Below are 16,990 nucleotides of genomic sequence, written 5' to 3' on the forward strand. Positions count from 1 at the left end.
AGTTGTGATCGAAAATCTGCGTAACATCGCCATCATCGCCCACGTTGACCATGGTAAAACCACCCTGGTCGACAAACTCCTGCGTCAGTCCGGCACCCTGGAACGTAACGAGCTCAACGACGAGCGCGTCATGGACTCCAACGACCAGGAAAAAGAGCGTGGCATTACCATTCTGGCGAAAAACACCGCCATCAACTGGAACGGCTACCACATCAACATCGTCGACACCCCCGGCCACGCCGACTTCGGTGGCGAGGTTGAGCGTGTAATGTCCATGGTCGACTCCGTGCTGCTGCTGGTCGACGCCCAGGACGGCCCTATGCCGCAAACCCGCTTCGTGACCAAGAAGGCCTTCGAAGCCGGCCTCAAGCCGATCGTCGTGATCAACAAGGTCGACCGTCCGGGCGCACGTCCTGATTGGGTTCTGGACCAGATCTTCGACCTGTTCGACAACCTCGGTGCAACCGACGAGCAGCTGGACTTCAAAGTGGTCTACGCCTCGGCCCTGAACGGCATTGCCGGCCTGGACCACACCGCCATGGCCGAAGACATGACCCCGCTGTACCAGTCGATCGTCGACAACGTACCCGCGCCGGACGTTGACCGTGAAGGCCCGTTCCAGATGCAGATCTCGGCACTGGACTACAACAGCTTCCTGGGTGTCATCGGCGTTGGCCGGATCGCCCGTGGCCGCGTGAAGCCGAACACCCCGGTCGTCGCCATCGACACCAACGGCAAGAAGCGTAACGGCCGTATCCTCAAGCTGATGGGCCACCACGGCCTGCACCGCGTCGACGTCGAAGAAGCCCAGGCTGGCGACATCGTCTGCATCAGCGGTTTCGACGAGCTGTTCATCTCCGACACCCTGTGCGACCCGACTGCCGTCGAAGCGATGAAGCCGCTGACCGTTGACGAGCCAACCGTTTCGATGACCTTCCAGGTCAACGACTCGCCGTTCTGCGGCAAGGAAGGCAAGTTCGTCACCAGCCGTAACATCAAGGACCGTCTGGACAAAGAGCTGCTGTACAACGTTGCTCTGCGTGTTCAGGAAACCGATTCCCCTGACAAGTTCAAGGTATCGGGCCGTGGTGAACTGCACCTGTCGGTACTGATCGAAACCATGCGCCGTGAAGGCTTCGAGATGGCCGTGGGCCGTCCTGAAGTGATCATCCGCGAAGTGGATGGCGTCAAGCAGGAACCGTTCGAGAACGTCACCATCGACATCCCTGAGGAATCCCAGGGCAAGGTGATGGAAGAGATGGGTCTGCGTAAAGGCGACCTGACCAACATGGTTCCGGATGGCAAGGGCCGTGTTCGCCTGGAGTACAACATTCCAGCCCGTGGCCTGATCGGCTTCCGTAACCAGTTCCTGACCCTGACCAACGGTGCAGGCATCCTGACCTCGATCTTCGATCGCTACGACACCATGAAGTCGGGCCAGATGTCCGGCCGCCTCAACGGTGTACTGGTATCGGTCGAGACCGGCAAGGCACTGACCTACTCCCTGGAAACCCTGCAGGCGCGCGGCAAGCTGTTCGTCGAGCACGGCCAGGAGATCTACAACGGTCAGATCATCGGTCTGAACAGCCGTGACAACGATCTGGGCGTGAACCCGACCAAAGGCAAGAAGCTCGACAACATGCGTGCTTCGGGCAAAGACGAAGTCATCGCCCTGGTTCCGCCAGTTCGCCACACCCTCGAACAGGCCCTGGAATTCATCCAGGATGACGAGCTGTGCGAAGTCACGCCGAAGTCGATCCGTCTGCGCAAGAAGATCCTGGACGAAGGCGAGCGTACCCGCGCTGCCAAGAAAGCCAAGAACTGAGTTAGCTCAGGCTGAATGAAAACGCCCCCGGTCGAAAGGCCGGGGGCGTTTTTTTTGTGGGTTTGAGCGAATCTTGTCCCTTTCTGAACAAGATTTATATCTAGGATCCGAAATTTCTGTGGGGATCTTTCAGTGTCAAAGTAAGCACTTTCGTCATGTGACGTATGAAGTGTCCTACATGTAACATGTACGTGCTAAAAATTCCTATTGATAGTGTCTGCGAGCTATTAATTCTTTGGTCGTATTGATGCATCATTCGATTCGCAGGAACCTTTTCCTGATTGGCAGGAACCGCCATACAAAAAAGAAAAAAGGACCTTGATGTGATCGACATTTTAGAAGTTAGTCTGCCTGGCTTGGCCTCAATGTTTGCAGTGATTCTATTGGCCTATGTCGTATTTGGTATTGCAGGATTCGGTACTGCATTGATAGCCAGCCCAATATTGGCATCTTCATACCTGTCTCGAAGATTGTTCCGCTGCTGGCATTGATGGACCTGTGTGCAGCAGTGATCAATGTCAGTCGCGATAGCAGCAAGGCTGATTGGAGCGAACTTAAGCGCCTGGTGCCACTCATGGTGGTCGGTAGTCTGATAGGCGCTACCCTACTTCTCAATGCAAAACCCGATGTTCTGCTACTGGCGTTGGGCGTCTTTGTGGTCGGATACTGTATTTATTCGCTCCGGAGACGGCAGACTAACCGCCAGTTCTCCCCTATGTTATCAATCCCATTCGGAGCGGTTGGCGGAGTCTTTAGTGCACTGTTCGGTAGCGGTGGTTTTATCTATGCCATCTACCTCGGCGGTCGACTCCGGGATCCAGATGCGTTGCGCATCACACAGACGACGTTGATCGGTTTAAGTACATTGACTCGCGTCGGATTGTTTGTGATTGCTGGGGTTTACCTGGATCCAAGTCTGCTTTTGCTCGCTCTGGTCCTGGCTCCAGGCATGTTGATAGGTATCGCAGTAGGGCGTCGGCTGACGCTGAATATGTCCAGAGAGCGGTTTATCAAACTCGTGAATGTAGTCGTGCTTGCTTCCGGCCTGATGTTGATAATCCGCTATTTTTCCTGAAAGCCTCCGATACCAAGGTGAGCTTTTGGATGCGCCATGCATCACGGCCCATCCGGTGTCATGTGGTGGCGTCTAGACACCCCGCCGACGAAAGCCATGTGTATATCGAGGCGCCTAAAACTTCATAGGCGCTCTGATAGGTTCGTCAGCGCCCGGCTGTTTTTGGCTTGTAAGCACAATACCCCGGCCGCGGCCCGACCTTCGGGTGGTTCCTGCAGGTATCCGGGCGCTTGTCATAAATGGTGCACAGCCCAGCGACCTGGAAAGCCTAGGGGGACAGCTTTCCAGTAACAATCAGACGCGAGTCGACAGGGTTTGTAGGGTATTTCGCGAGGACTGATGTCGCCAGCCCAAACCTGTAGGAACTATCTGTATCAATAGTGGGAAATTTTCTTAGTGGAATAGATGCACAGTGTTGAGTTGCCTTGGGTCGGAGGTGTGAAGACTTGATTTTGGGCAAACTGGAAACCGATATTTCCAGTGTCGGTTACAGCATGTTTCTTTCTACTCAATTACTTACCAAGCTGTCTTTGGCAATAGCCGATGGCCTCAGTACGCTGCCTGTTGGCAATTGATTGAGGCTGAAAATGAAGGGCAAGGGGTGGAAGGAGCACTTGGCTCGTGGCCAGATCGAGGTCGCAGGCAGTTCGTGGAGTCTGCTTCATTTGCGTCCAATCTCACATCAGTTGAAGATCCCGGGCCTGGCTGATGGGGGAATGGGGGAAGTAGCACTGGCGGTCGAGTACTCAAGTCACTGCGTCAGCTATGGTCCCAAGCAAGGTACTGAACTGGACTTCGAACATATGGGGCACGATCACCTCTTGATCGATCATCGGGCAATTCGCCGTGCCTTCTGCCCTGGTCGTCACAAGCTGTCAGTTCAGTTGCCTTCGATTATTGCTTCGTTGCCTGAGCGACAGTGCCTATTTACTGGGCATAGCAACTGGTTGACCATTGAGGGTAATCAGTTCGGGTATCCGGAGGGCAGTCGATATGAGGTGTATTTCAACTTGCGTCGAGATTCGCCCCGTAGCCTGAAACTCCATGTGGAAAGTGCTTATGTGCGTGACCCTGGCCATCCTTCGAATCGGCCTACGGCGCTGAAGCGGCACGAGAAGATTAAAGGCTGGTTGCTGATGCTGAAGAAACTGAGAAATGAGCCGATTCGACGGCCTGTAAGGCGATAGCAACCTGTAAAAATACGAAACCCCCAATGAAGGGGGTCGTATCGCGGATGCCCTTAGGGACTAATCCCATCAACCGGCACGGCCGGAACCAGATGGCGGCGTCTAGACACTTCCCGAAGGAAGCTCCGTGTACATCAAGACGGTTAAAAGTCTATTGGGTCTCAGATGGCTCGTCAACGTCCGGGTGCTTTCGGCTTGTAAGCACAATACCCCGGCCGCGGCCCGACCTTCGGGTGGTTCCTGCAGGTATCCGGGCGCTTGTCATAAATGGTGCACAGCCGGCTCTTACGGTCCAGGTACATGCAGTCATCGTTGCTCATCCGGGTCAGGGTGAAGATCCCCGACTTCTGGTTGAATCGCTCGATGATACCTTCCTTTTGCAGGCGTTTGGCCACGTTCTTCGGCGGTTCGTCCTTTTCGAACTCGTCCACTACGCCGATGCGGATCAGGTCTTTGATCTTCACTTCCACAGGCAGGGTGCAGCAGGTCGAATGACAGCCCCCGCACATGTGGCTGGCATAGCGTTGCCAGGTTTCCAGGCGGTCGACTTCGGCTGCGGCAATCAGGGTCGTTTTCATCGTTATAAGGGGTGGATCACGGTCTTGGGGCGCGCGATGATACCGGAGTTGTTCAATTTGTGAACAACCTTTTGCCGGATTGGCCAAGCCGGCATGAAAACTGCGAACGGAGACTGTCACTCCCTGTCGAAGGGTCTAGTCTCAACACTCTCCCGCCACTTTCGCCAATTTGCCCGAGGATGCCACATGTCCCAGGAACCCAAAGCACGTGACGCCGAGGTGGCCGACTTTCGCGCCGCTGTACTGGACAAACTGACCTACGCGGTCGGCAAGGACCCGGAGCACGCCTTTGACCACGACTGGTTCGAGGCCATAGCCCTGGCTGCCCGTGATCACATGGTCGATCACTGGATGGATCACACCCGTCAGGCCTACCGGCGCAGCCAGAAGCGGGTCTATTACCTCTCTCTGGAATTTCTCATCGGGCGCCTGCTCTACGACAGCCTGAGCAACCTAGGCCTGCTGGACATCGCCCGTGATGCGCTGGAGGGGCTGGACGTGGACCTGGAGCGCATCCGCCTGCTGGAGCCGGACGCCGCGTTGGGCAACGGTGGCCTGGGCCGTCTGGCTGCCTGTTTCATGGAGAGCATGTCGACGCTGGGTATCGCCGCCCACGGTTACGGCATCCGCTATGAGCACGGGCTGTTCCGCCAGGCCATGGTCGACGGATGGCAGCAGGAACAGACCGAAAACTGGCTGGATTTCGGTAACCCTTGGGAGTTCGAGCGCGCCGAGGTGATCTACCCGATCAGCTTCGGCGGCAGCGTCGAAACGGTGCACGATACCCATGGCCAGCAGCGTCAGGTGTGGTGGCCGGGCGAGACGGTGCGGGCGGTCGCCTACGACACGCCGGTGGTCGGCTGGCGCGGCTCCAGCGTCAACACCTTGCGCCTCTGGCGCGCACGGGCGCTGGAAGAGCTGCACCTGGAGCGCTTCAATGCCGGTGACCACCTTGGCGCGGTGGCCGAAGTGGCTCGCGCCGAGAGCATCTCCCGCGTGCTGTACCCGGCCGACAGCACCGAAGCGGGGCAGGAATTGCGCCTGCGCCAGGAATACTTCTTCGTGTCGGCATCGCTGCAGGACCTGCTGCGACGCCATCTGAACATGCACAAGGACTTGCTCAACCTGCCGGATGCTGCGGCCATCCAGCTCAACGACACGCACCCGTCGATCGCCGTCGCCGAATTGATGCGGCTGTTGGTGGACCAACATGAAATCCCGTGGGAGAAAGCCTGGGAGCTGACCGTCGGCACCCTGGCCTACACAAACCACACCCTGCTGCCCGAGGCGCTGGAGACGTGGCCGGTGGCCTTGATGGAGCGCATGCTGCCGCGGCACATGCAGATCATCTACCTGATCAATGCCTACCATATCGATGCCCTGCGCGCGAAGGGCCTGCATGACTTCGACGTGCTGCGGGCGGTGTCGCTGATCGAGGAAGACAACGGCCGCCGGGTGCGCATGGGCAACCTTGCGTTTCTGGGCTCGCACAGCGTCAACGGGGTATCGGCGCTGCACAGCAAGCTGATGAAAAGCACGGTGTTCGCCGAGTTGCACAAGCTGTACCCCCAGCGGATCAACAACAAGACCAACGGCATTACCTTCCGCCGCTGGCTGTACCAGTCCAACCCGAAGTTGACGTCGATGCTGGTGGAGGCCCTGGGGCCAGAGTTGCTCGACGACCCACAGGGGCGCCTGGCCAACCTGGTACCGTTCGCCGACAAGGGCGTCTTCCTCAAGCAGTTCGCCGAGCAGCGCCTGCACAGCAAGCGCGCGTTGGCCAGCATCATCCAGGACCGCGTGGGCGTCACGGTCAACCCAGAGGCGCTGTTCGACGTGCAGGTCAAGCGCATCCACGAGTACAAGCGCCAGCTGCTCAACCTGCTGCATACCGTAGCGCTGTACCAGGCCATTCGTAACGACCCGGGCACCAACTGGGTGCCGCGGGTGAAGATCTTTGCCGGCAAGGCTGCGGCCAGCTACCACCAGGCCAAGCTGATCATCAAGCTGGCCAATGACATCGCCCGGGTGGTCAACAACGACCCCACCGTGCGCGGCCTGCTCAAGGTGGTGTTCCTGCCCAACTACAACGTCAGCCTGGCCGAGAGCATCATCCCGGCGGCGGACCTGTCGGAACAGATTTCCACGGCCGGCTACGAAGCGTCGGGCACCAGCAACATGAAGTTCGGCCTCAACGGTGCACTCACCATCGGGACCCTCGATGGCGCCAACGTGGAGATGTGCGAACAGGTGGGTGCCGACAACATGTTCATTTTCGGCCTGACCGCGCAGCAGGTGGAGGCGCGCAAGCGTGCCGGCGATTTTGGCGCCGTGGCCGCGATCGCCGCCTCCAACCGCCTAAACGATGTGCTGCAGGCGGTTCGCAGTGGCGTGTTCTCTCCCGATGACCCGTCACGCTATACCGGGCTGATCGACGGGCTGGTGGCTTACGACCGCTTCCTGGTCTGTGCCGACTTCGATGCCTACTGGGATGCCCAGCAGCGGGTTGAGGCGTTGTGGCATACGCCCCAGGAGTGGTGGCGGATGGCGGTGCTCAATACCGCACGGATGGGGTGGTTCTCTTCGGACCGGACCATTCGCGAGTATGCGACCGAGATCTGGAAGGTGCTGGATTGAGCCTGGGGGCCGCACAGCGGCCCCACCTGACCACTGGCCTGGCGAGCGCTGAACTACCGACCCGATGTGCCGTCTGACTGCCCAGGCGTGTCTCTTTACTCGCTAGCATTGAACTCTCCCTGTAAACTGCGAGGGTTTTTCTCCCCCATCCTTTCGGAGCCATACATGTCCCGCGTTACCTTGAGTCGCTATCTGATTGAGCAGACCCGCAGCAACAATACCCCTGCCGATCTGCGCTTCCTGATCGAAGTGGTGGCGCGTGCGTGCAAGGAAATCAGCCATCACGTGTCCAAGGGCGCCCTCGGCGGCGTGCTGGGCAGCATGGGCACTGAAAACGTACAGGGCGAAGTGCAGAAGAAGCTCGACGTTATTTCCAACGATATCCTGCTCGAGGCCAACGAGTGGGGCGGCCACCTGGCCGGCATGGCGTCCGAGGAAATGGACAACGCCTACCAGATCCCGGGCAGATACCCCAAAGGTGCCTACCTGCTGGTCTTCGACCCGCTGGACGGCTCGTCGAACATCGACGTCAACGTTTCGGTCGGTACCATCTTCTCGGTACTGCGTTGCCCTAATGAATACCTGAGCCAGAACGAAACCCTGAACGAAAACGCCTTCCTGCAGCCAGGTACCGAGCAGGTCGCCGCCGGTTATGCCATCTATGGCCCGCAGACCATGCTGATCCTGACCCTGGGCAACGGCGTCAAGGGCTTCACCCTGGACCGTGAGCTGGGCAGCTTCGTCCTGACCCACGAAAACATCCAGGTCCCGGCAACCACCGCCGAGTTCGCCATCAACATGTCCAACCAGCGCCACTGGGAAGCCCCGGTTCAGCGCTACGTGGGCGAACTGCTGGCCGGTGAGACCGGGCCGCTGAAAAAGAACTACAACATGCGCTGGATCGCCTCGATGGTGGCCGACGTGCACCGTATCCTGACCCGTGGCGGTCTGTTCATGTACCCGCGCGACGCCCGCGAGCCGAGCAAGCCGGGCAAGCTGCGCCTGATGTACGAAGCCAACCCGATGTCGTTCATCATCGAGCAGGCCGGCGGCGCCTCCACCAACGGTTACGAACGCATCCTCGACATCAAGCCAGAGAGCCTGCACCAGCGTGTATCGGTGATTCTCGGCTCGAAGGAAGAGGTCGAGCGCGTCACCGCCTATCACAAGGAGTAAATCATGCTCGCACCTTGGCAGCCGTTGCTGGAGTGGTGGTTCGGTTGGGGCTCCAGTCCCCAGGCCGTGGCTGACGAGAAGAGCACGCTGTGGTTCGGCAAGCATCACGATGCCGAAGCGCATGCGCTGTTTGGCGAGCTTGTCGAGCATGCCCTGGCGGGCGGGCTCGAGGAGTGGCAGCAAAGCCCGCAGGGGTGGCTCGGCCTGCTGCTACTGCTGGACCAGCTGCCGCGCATGATCTACCGCGACACGCCGCGTGCCTTCGAGGGCGACCGGCGTGCCCAAGTTGTGGCCCTGCAGGGGTTGCAGAAGGGCTGGGATTACCAGCTGTTGCCGATTCAGCGGGTATTCGTGCTGCTGGTGCTCGAGCATGCCGAGGTGCTGGACTGGCAGAACCTGTGCGTTGAACGTTACCAGATGCTGCTGGATGAGCAGCCCGAGGCCAACCGGCGGTTGTTCGAAGGGTTCCTTGATTATGCCGAGCAGCACCAGCGGGTGATTGCCCGGTTCGGGCGCTTCCCGCATCGCAATCTGCTGCTGGAGCGGCCAAGCACCAGTGAAGAGATGGACTTTTTGCTGGAGCCAGGCTCCAGGTTTTGAGTAACGAATGGGGCCGCAACGCGGCCCCCATTCGTTTCAGATCCGGAAACTCCCCACCAGATGCTTCAACCGCTCGACCTGGTGTTCAAGGTCGGTGCAGGCACGCAACGTGCTCTGGAGGTTCTGCACCCCTTCCTGATTCAGCGTATTGATCTCGGTGATGTCGACATTGATCGACTCGACCACCGCCGTCTGCTCCTCGGTAGCAGTAGCCACTGACTGGTTCATGCCATCGATTTCGCCAATGCGCTGGGTCACGCTGCCCAGGCGCGCACCCGCCTGGTTGGCGATCCCGACGCTCTGGTCGCTGTGTTCACGGCTCTGGTTCATGGTGCTGACGGCCATCTGTGCACCGGCCTGCAATTCTTCGATCAGGCGCTGAACCTGCTGCGCCGACTCTTGGGTGCGGTGCGCCAGGTTGCGGACCTCGTCGGCGACCACGGCAAAACCTCGCCCGGCTTCACCGGCACGGGCTGCCTCGATCGCGGCATTGAGTGCCAGCAGGTTGGTCTGTTGGGAAATGCCGCTGATTACATCGAGAATCTGCCCGATGTTGGCGGTGTGGGCATTGAGCGTTTCAATGTTGCCGCATGAATCGCTGATGCGCGCCGACAGCTGGTTCATCACGTCGATGGTGCGCCCGACCACCTGCTGGCCGTCCTCGGCCAGGCCGCGTGCCTCACTGGAATGTTGCGAGGCCAGCGCTGCGTTCTGGGCGATCTCCTGGGCTGCGGCACCCAGCTGGTTGATGGCCGCGGCCACGCTGTTGGTGCGGCTGGACTGCTGGTCGGCGTTGCAGATCGAGGCATTCGAGGCGCTCACTACCTGCGTGGCTACCGCATTGACCTGGCCAGTGGCCGAGGCCACTTCGCGGATCGACTCATGAATGCGCTCGACGAAACGGTTGAATGACTGGGCAAGGCTGCCGAACTCGTCCTGCGCGTGGATGGCCAGGCGCCGGGTCAGGTCGCCTTCGCCTTCGGCAATGTCATGCATGGCCCGGCCCATCAGGTGCAACGGCTCCATCAGCACGCGGATCAGCAGGCCGAGCAGGGCGATGATGACCAGTATCGCGATCATCGTAGCGACGATGGCCGAGGTTCGCAGCTCGCCGAGCATGGCGAAGGCCGCGTCCTGATCGACCACCAGCGCCACATACCAGTCCGCCGAGGGCACGCCGTCGACGTGGGTGAAGCTGATGAACTGCTTGCGTCCATCGAGCACCACTTCTTCAAGGCCGCTGCTGATGTGCGGCGTGTTGTCCGGGTAGACATCCGCCAAGGTCTTGAGCGCCAGGTCGGCCTTGGGGTGGATCAGAATCTTGCCCTCGCCGTTGACGATGAAGGCGTGGCCGTGGCCATCGAAGTCGAGGGTATTGATCAGGTTGCTGATGGTTTGCAGGTCGGTGTCCACGCCGCTGACGCCTATCAGCCGGCCCCCTTGCTGCACGGGAGCGGCCAGGGTGATGACCAGCTTGCCGGCGGAAGCCGAAATGTACGGCTCGGTCACGATGGTCTGGCTGCCTGCACTGGCTGCCTTGTACCAGCCGCGCGCACGAGGGTCGTAGTCGGCGGCGCGGTTGCCGGCCGGCACCGACAGCATGCTGCCGTCCTGGCCACCGAAATAGGTGAGCTGGAAATTGCTGGCGTATACCGGCAGCGCCAGGCTTCTGTCGAGGCTGGTCTTGCCCGGGCCATCGACGGCAATCTGCTGTGCCAGCGAGGCCAGCAGCTGAACGCGGCTGTCGAGCCAGGTGCGGATGTTGCCTGCGGTGAGGCGGCCGAGGTCCTGCAGGTTGGCCTGGGTATCGCTGCGCAGGGACTGGCGTTGGCGGTAGTCGTTGAACAGCACGAAACAGGTAAAGGCGACGGCCACCACCAGGGCGGCGGCCAGCAGGATCTTGTGGCTGAACTTGAGATTCTTGGTCATTTTTTTGGGGTCTGCACAAGGCAAGGCAAAGGAGTGCTGCGATCACGCGTCACAGCGTGCTCGCTGTGTCGACTCGCCATGGCAAAACATTAATCGTTTGCGCAGCGCCCGCCGACCAATGGTGTGGAACGAAAAGGGCATGGCAGGGAACCAGGGACCGTTTTTCCCGTCGAAGGTCCCTGCAGGCCTCTCGCCTGTGCCCACCATTCAGGAGTGTTCCTTCATGTCGTTGCGTTCCCTCGCCCTGTTGTCCCTGTGCGTCATCCTGACTGCGTGCAGCAAGATCAACCAGGAAAACTATTCCAAGCTCAAGGCCGGCATGAACAAGGCCGAGGTCGAGCAACTGCTCGGCACGCCCACCGAGTGCTCTGGCGCACTGGGCATGAGCAGCTGTACCTGGGGGGACGAAAAGAGCTTCATCAGCGTGCAATACGCGGCCGATAAGGTACTGATGTATTCAGGGCAGGGCCTCAAATGACGCGTCTGCACCTGCTGCTGGGGTTGTGCCTGGTGATGCTGTTGGGTGGCTGCGCCACGTCGGCCAATGACCCGCTGGCGCCCAAGACCGCCGGCAATGTCGACCTCAAGCGCTATCAGGGCAAATGGTACGAGCTGGCGCGCTTGCCGATGCCGTACCAGAGCGAGTGCGCCCAGTCCGAAGCGCATTACAACCTCAAGCCTGATGGCTCGTACGGCGTGCTGAACCGCTGCCGCACGATGGGTGACGAGTGGCTGCGCGCCGAGGGGCATGCCAACATCCAGCAGCCGGGGCATACCGACAGGTTGTGGGTGGAGTTCGACAACTGGTTCACCCGCCTGGTCCCTGGCCTGACCAAGGGGGAGTACTGGATCCTGTACGTGGACGACCACTACCGCTCGGCGATCGTCGGCAGCCCTGACCGCAAGTACCTTTGGATCCTGTCGCGTACACCGACCCTGCCGGCATGGGAGCGCGAGAGCCTGCTGGCCAAGGCCCGTCAGCAGGGCTACGACACCAGCCGGCTGATCTGGCGAATGGCGGACAAGCAGATCGTGCAGATGCATTGAGGGCATAGGGGCCGCGTTGCGGCCCTCTGTCGTCAGCCCAACAGCTGTCGCAACACCTCGACAAACGCCCGAGCGCTTTCTTCCTCCTGCCCGTGCCGCCCCTGGCGCACCACCCACTGCCCGTTGACCATCACATCGCGCACCTGGCGGTCGCCACCGGCAAACAGCCAGCGGTTGAGAATTGCATCTTCGTCGGCCGTGGCGATATACGGGTCTTGCCCATCGAGCACCAGCCAGTCGGCACGTTTGCCCACGGCCAGCGCCCCCACAGGCTGCCCGACTGCCTGAGCCCCACCCATCAGCGCCGCGTCATACAGCGTACGGCCGACCCTCGGCTGATCGTCGCGATAAAGCCGGTTGCGCCGTTGGTCACGAAGGCGCTGGCCATATTCCAGCCAGCGCAGCTCTTCGACCACGCTCAGTGAGACATGGCTGTCAGAGCCGATCCCCATCCGGCCACCCTGGCTCAGGTAGTCCACCGCCGGGAAAATCCCGTCACCCAGGTTGGCTTCGGTGGTCAGGCACAACCCGGCCACCGCGCCACTGCTGGCCATGGCTGCCACTTCGTCAGCCTGCGCGTGGGTGGCGTGTACCAGGCACCAGCGCGGATCGACCTGCACATGCTCATACAGCCACTGCAATGGGCGCAGGCCGCTCCAGGCCAGGCAGTCGTCGACTTCCTTCTGTTGCTCGGCGATATGAATGTGGATTGGACATTGCTGATCGCCTGCTGCCAACACCTGGGCGATCTGCCCTGGCGTCACCGCCCGCAGTGAGTGGAAGCACAAGCCCAGCTGCTGCGCGGGTTGTGCGGCGACCGTCGCTGCGAGTTGCGCGTGCAGTTGCAGGTACTGCTCGGTGGAATTGATGAAGCGCCGCTGCCCCTGGTTGGGTGGCTGGCCACCGAAGCCGGCATGGCTGTACAGCACCGGCAGCAGGGTCAGGCCGATACCGCTGCTGGCCGCCGCCGCGCTGATGCGCCGGGACAGCTCGGTTGGGTCGTCATAGGCCTTGCCCGCCGGGTCATGGTGCACGTAGTGAAACTCGGCCACCGAGGTGTAGCCGGCCTTGAGCATCTCGATGTAGAGCTGACGGGCGATGACCTGCAGTTGCTCGGGGGTGATTTTGCCGACCAGGCGATACATCAGTTCGCGCCAGGTCCAGAAGCTGTCGTTGGGATTGCCCGCCACTTCGGCCAGGCCGGCCATCGCGCGCTGGAACGCGTGCGAGTGCAGGTTGGGCATGCCGGGCAGTACCGGCCCTTTGAGGTGTTCGGCGCCCTCGGCCGTAGCATCGGCCTGGACCCCCACCAGATGACCCTCGGCGGCCACCTCCAGGCGGACATTGTGGGCCCAACCGGTGGGTAGCAGGGCACGTTCGGCGTAGTAGGCGGGCATTGCGCTATCCTGTGAGTGTTCAGCTTGTATATACATATACAGCCGTTTGCCTGCCGGGTAAACTGCGGCAAGCTACCGTTCATTCATTCCGCACAAGGATCCACGCCGTGCCGACACCTCCTGTCCCCGCGCTGGTCGCCCCGATGGGCGAGGGCCCGGCGCCGTTGTACGCCCGGGTCAAGCAGATGATCATCCAGCAGATCGAAAGTGGCAGCTGGCCCCCGCATCACCGGGTGCCGTCAGAGAGCGAACTGGTCAGCCAGCTTGGCTTCAGCCGCATGACCATCAACCGTGCGTTGCGCGAGCTCACGGCTGATGGGCTGCTGGTGCGGATGCAGGGCGTCGGCACTTTCGTTGCCGAACCCAAGACCCAGTCGGCGCTGTTCGAAGTTCACAACATTGCCGACGAAATCGCCGCGCGTGGCCATCAGCATAGCTGCCAGGTGATCACCTTGGCCGAGGAAACGGCCGGTTCCGAGCGCGCGCTGGCCCTGGACATGCGTGAAGGTCAGCGAGTGTTCCATTCGCTGATCGTGCATTACGAAAACGGCGTGCCGGTGCAGATCGAGGATCGCTACGTCAACGCGCAGATCGCTCCAGACTACCTCAAGCAGGACTTTACCCTGCAGACGCCCTACGCCTACCTGTCGCAGGTGGCGCCGCTGACGGAGGGCGAGCATGTGGTAGAGGCCATCCTTGCCGAGCCTGACGAATGCCAACTGTTGACGATCGAGCGTGGCGAGCCTTGCCTGCTGATCCGTCGCCGTACCTGGTCCGGGCGTCAGCCGGTGACCGCAGCGCGCCTGATCCATCCGGGGTCTCGTCATCGTCTGGAAGGGCGTTTCAGCAAATGAGGCAGATACACTGGTTGCACGCCGAAGAGTACCCGCGCATGCCGTGGAAGAACGGTGGCGGGTTTACCGAAGAAATCACCCGCGATACCGGCGATGGGCTTGATGGCTTCGGTTGGCGGCTGTCGATTGCCGACATTGAGGCGTCCGGCGGTTTTTCGAGCTTTGCCGGCTACCAACGCATCATCACCGTGCTGCAGGGCGATGGCATGCGTTTGACGGTGGACGGCGAGTCCAGCCGGCCGCTGTTGCCCTTCGATGCCTATGCCTTCAGTGGTGAAAGCCAAGTGAACTGTAGTCTGCTGGGCGGGCCGATTCGCGATTTCAACCTGATCTATGCGCCTGGGCGTTACCGCGCCCGGCTGCAATGGTTCAACGGTGGCAGCCGGCTGCTCAGTGCGGCCAGCACCGTGCTCGTGTTCAGTGGCCAGGCGCAATTGCAGGCGAGCATCGATGGGCAACTGCAGCCGCCATTGGGGTTGTACGACTGCTTGCAGGTGAGCGAAAACACCCGCCTGCAGGAGATTGATGTGCTCGGGCGCTGCTGCGTGATCGAGCTGTCCCCTCTATAAGTGGATGTAGTGGCCCTGATCCGCCGGCTTGCAGGCGACAGGGCCATTGCAATCGGTCGAGAGTAACCTGGTAACGCTTCCAAACGGAGCAGTCTGTTACCGAACGCCCCAGGATGGCGCAATGCCGTCCAGTGTGAAAAACGTCTGGTTTTTACCCCACCAAAGCTTTTCTTCTTGCTCTGAGCCCTTGACGTGCATGGGCTGCAACCTGTTTTCAGCGTCCTCGTCGAGGCGCTGTCAGGCAACTTGGCAATTCAATTGCATATGCTTGTATGTACAAGTAAAGCCAAGTGCGCGATCGTGGATAGGCCGTCCCCTTCGCGCTGTAAGCATCCGAGGAGCACTTTCGTGACTGACAACAAGCTGAACAAATTTCGTGATGTCGAAATCCGCGCCCCGCGCGGCAACAAGCTGACGGCCAAAAGCTGGCTGACCGAAGCGCCGCTGCGCATGTTGATGAACAACCTCGATCCACAGGTTGCCGAAAATCCGAAAGAGCTGGTGGTGTATGGCGGCATTGGCCGCGCCGCGCGCAACTGGGCCTGCTACGACAAGATCGTCGAGAGCCTGACCAACCTGAACGACGATGAAACCCTGCTGGTGCAGTCGGGCAAGCCGGTCGGCGTATTCAAGACCCACGCTAACGCCCCGCGCGTGCTGATCGCCAACTCCAACCTGGTACCGCACTGGGCCAACTGGGAGCACTTCAACGAACTGGATGCCAAGGGCCTTGCCATGTACGGGCAGATGACCGCCGGCAGTTGGATCTACATCGGCAGCCAGGGCATCGTTCAGGGCACCTACGAAACCTTCGTCGAAGCCGGTCGCCAGCACTACGGCGGCAGCCTCAAGGGCAAGTGGGTACTGACGGCAGGCCTGGGCGGCATGGGCGGCGCCCAGCCACTGGCTGCAACCTTGGCGGGTGCCTGCTCGCTGAACATCGAGTGCCAACAGAGCCGCATCGACTTCCGCCTGCAGACGCGGTACGTCGACGAGCAGGCTAGCGATCTCGACGACGCCTTGGCGCGTATCGCCAAGTACACTGGCGAAGGCAAGGCCATCTCCATCGCCCTGCATGGCAACGCTGCCGAAATCCTGCCTGAGCTGGTCAAGCGTGGCGTGCGCCCGGACATGGTCACTGACCAGACCAGTGCCCATGACCCGCTCAATGGCTACCTGCCAGCGGGTTGGACCTGGGAGCAGTATCGTGACCGCGCCCAGACCGAACCGGCGGCTGTGGTCAAGGCCGCCAAGCAGTCCATGGCCGTGCATGTGCAAGCCATGCTCGACTTCCAGAGCCAGGGTATTCCGACCTTCGATTACGGCAACAACATCCGCCAGATGGCCAAGGAAGAAGGGGTCGCCAACGCCTTTGACTTCCCAGGCTTCGTCCCTGCCTATATCCGCCCGCTGTTCTGTCGCGGTATCGGCCCGTTCCGCTGGGCGGCGCTGTCGGGTGATGCCGAGGACATCTACAAGACCGACGCCAAGGTCAAGGCGCTGATCCCGGATGACGCCCACCTGCACCGCTGGCTGGACATGGCCCGCGAACGCATCAGCTTCCAGGGGCTGCCAGCCCGCATCTGTTGGGTCGGCCTGGGCTTGCGCGCCAAGTTGGGCCTGGCGTTCAACGAGATGGTGCGCAGCGGTGAACTGTCGGCGCCGATCGTCATCGGCCGTGACCACCTGGACTCGGGCTCGGTGTCCAGCCCCAATCGCGAGACCGAGGCCATGCAGGATGGCTCGGATGCGGTGTCCGACTGGCCACTGCTCAATGCACTGTTGAACACCGCCAGCGGTGCCACCTGGGTCTCGCTGCACCATGGTGGTGGCGTGGGCATGGGCTTCTCCCAGCACTCTGGCATGGTGATTGTGTGCGACGGTAGCGACGACGCGGCTGAGCGTATCGCTCGCGTGCTGACCAACGACCCGGCCACCGGTGTGATGCGCCACGCCGATGCCGGCTATCAGATTGCGATCGATTGCGCCAAAGAGCAGGGTCTGAACCTGCCGATGATCACTGGCTGACAGCCCCGGTGGGCCGCACGGCGGCCCCCAATCGGTGATTTTTGTTGTAAGGACTGCCGATTTCCACTTTCAAGTTTGGAGCGTCATG

14 protein-coding genes and 2 pseudogenes are annotated in these 16,990 nt (G+C 60.8%); 11 read left to right on the top strand and 5 right to left on the bottom strand.

The window, feature by feature from the left end:
* Positions 1-4: 4 nt before the first annotated feature.
* Entirely contained in the window at positions 5-1,825 is a 1,821-nt protein-coding gene (typA, locus tag OSW16_RS02190) for a translational GTPase TypA (RefSeq protein WP_267820423.1), read from the top strand.
* Positions 1,826-2,333: 508 nt separating this feature from the next.
* Positions 2,334-2,900, top strand: a complete 567-nt coding sequence (locus OSW16_RS02195; protein WP_267820424.1) for a sulfite exporter TauE/SafE family protein — start codon at positions 2,334-2,336, stop codon at positions 2,898-2,900.
* 145 nt (positions 2,901-3,045) lie between these two features.
* On the opposite strand, the pseudogene OSW16_RS02200 reads toward OSW16_RS02195, so the two are convergent.
* Positions 3,046-3,150, bottom strand: a pseudogene (locus OSW16_RS02200) (YkgJ family cysteine cluster protein); the annotation flags it as partial.
* A gap of 337 nt (positions 3,151-3,487) precedes the next feature.
* Here OSW16_RS02200 and OSW16_RS02205 point away from each other — a divergent pair.
* Positions 3,488-4,087, top strand: coding sequence for a hypothetical protein (locus OSW16_RS02205; protein ID WP_267820426.1), 600 nt, complete (start codon positions 3,488-3,490; stop codon positions 4,085-4,087).
* Positions 4,088-4,260: 173 nt separating this feature from the next.
* Here the strand turns inward: OSW16_RS02205 and OSW16_RS02210 are convergent, their stop codons facing one another.
* Positions 4,261-4,665: a YkgJ family cysteine cluster protein gene (locus tag OSW16_RS02210; RefSeq protein ID WP_241804115.1), complete on the bottom strand. Its 405-nt coding sequence runs from the start codon at positions 4,663-4,665 to the stop codon at positions 4,261-4,263.
* Positions 4,666-4,851: 186 nt separating this feature from the next.
* Here OSW16_RS02210 and OSW16_RS02215 point away from each other — a divergent pair, with 186 nt between their 5' ends.
* The 3 genes from OSW16_RS02215 to OSW16_RS02225 all read left to right on the top strand — a co-directional run bounded on the left by OSW16_RS02215 (position 4,852) and on the right by OSW16_RS02225 (position 9,078).
* Positions 4,852-7,302, top strand: coding sequence for a glycogen/starch/alpha-glucan phosphorylase (locus OSW16_RS02215; protein WP_267820428.1), 2,451 nt, complete (start codon positions 4,852-4,854; stop codon positions 7,300-7,302).
* 165 nt (positions 7,303-7,467) lie between these two features.
* A complete protein-coding gene (locus OSW16_RS02220; protein WP_012312365.1) occupies positions 7,468-8,478 on the top strand; it encodes a class 1 fructose-bisphosphatase in 1,011 nt (336 codons plus the stop codon).
* A 3-nt stretch (positions 8,479-8,481) separates the two neighbouring features.
* Positions 8,482-9,078, top strand: a complete 597-nt coding sequence (locus tag OSW16_RS02225) for a DUF924 family protein (RefSeq protein ID WP_241804113.1) — start codon at positions 8,482-8,484, stop codon at positions 9,076-9,078.
* Positions 9,079-9,114: 36 nt separating this feature from the next.
* On the opposite strand, the gene OSW16_RS26995 is transcribed toward OSW16_RS02225, so the two are convergent.
* Together OSW16_RS26995 and OSW16_RS27000 are read right to left on the bottom strand one after the other, a co-directional pair.
* Complete coding sequence (locus OSW16_RS26995) at positions 9,115-9,945, bottom strand: methyl-accepting chemotaxis protein (protein ID WP_372490520.1); 831 nt, start codon at positions 9,943-9,945, stop codon at positions 9,115-9,117.
* A gap of 72 nt (positions 9,946-10,017) precedes the next feature.
* A pseudogene (locus OSW16_RS27000) lies at positions 10,018-11,007 on the bottom strand (cache domain-containing protein); the annotation flags it as partial.
* Between the two features lie 223 nt (positions 11,008-11,230).
* On the opposite strand from OSW16_RS27000, the gene bamE reads away from it, so the two are divergent.
* Both bamE and OSW16_RS02240 read left to right on the top strand, forming a co-directional pair.
* Positions 11,231-11,485 carry an outer membrane protein assembly factor BamE domain-containing protein gene (bamE, locus tag OSW16_RS02235; protein WP_012312368.1) on the top strand — a complete coding sequence of 85 codons (255 nt, stop codon included), beginning with the start codon at positions 11,231-11,233 and terminating at the stop codon, positions 11,483-11,485.
* Positions 11,482-12,054 carry a lipocalin family protein gene (locus tag OSW16_RS02240; RefSeq protein WP_267820434.1) on the top strand — a complete coding sequence of 191 codons (573 nt, stop codon included), beginning with the start codon at positions 11,482-11,484 and terminating at the stop codon, positions 12,052-12,054. Before bamE ends, OSW16_RS02240 begins: the two co-directional genes overlap by 4 nt.
* Before the next feature lie 32 nt (positions 12,055-12,086).
* Here the strand turns inward: OSW16_RS02240 and OSW16_RS02245 are convergent, their stop codons facing one another.
* Positions 12,087-13,451 (bottom strand): formimidoylglutamate deiminase, encoded by a 1,365-nt coding sequence (locus tag OSW16_RS02245; protein ID WP_267820436.1) that lies wholly within the window; start codon positions 13,449-13,451, stop codon positions 12,087-12,089.
* A gap of 143 nt (positions 13,452-13,594) precedes the next feature.
* Between OSW16_RS02245 and hutC the strand changes: the two genes are divergently transcribed.
* The 3 genes from hutC to hutU all read left to right on the top strand — a co-directional run bounded on the left by hutC (position 13,595) and on the right by hutU (position 16,902).
* Positions 13,595-14,305 carry a histidine utilization repressor gene (gene hutC, locus OSW16_RS02250; RefSeq protein ID WP_241804130.1) on the top strand — a complete coding sequence of 237 codons (711 nt, stop codon included), beginning with the start codon at positions 13,595-13,597 and terminating at the stop codon, positions 14,303-14,305.
* On the top strand, positions 14,302-14,874 hold the full coding sequence (locus OSW16_RS02255) for a HutD family protein (RefSeq protein WP_241804109.1): 573 nt from the start codon (positions 14,302-14,304) through the stop codon (positions 14,872-14,874). The genes hutC and OSW16_RS02255 overlap by 4 nt, the downstream gene beginning before the upstream one ends.
* A gap of 348 nt (positions 14,875-15,222) precedes the next feature.
* Positions 15,223-16,902, top strand: a complete 1,680-nt coding sequence (hutU, locus tag OSW16_RS02260; protein ID WP_267820438.1) for a urocanate hydratase — start codon at positions 15,223-15,225, stop codon at positions 16,900-16,902.
* The last annotated feature ends 88 nt before the right edge of the window (positions 16,903-16,990 follow it).

The organism is Pseudomonas putida, from assembly GCF_026625125.1.
GTDB classification, from domain to species: Bacteria; Pseudomonadota; Gammaproteobacteria; order Pseudomonadales; family Pseudomonadaceae; genus Aquipseudomonas; species Aquipseudomonas putida_X.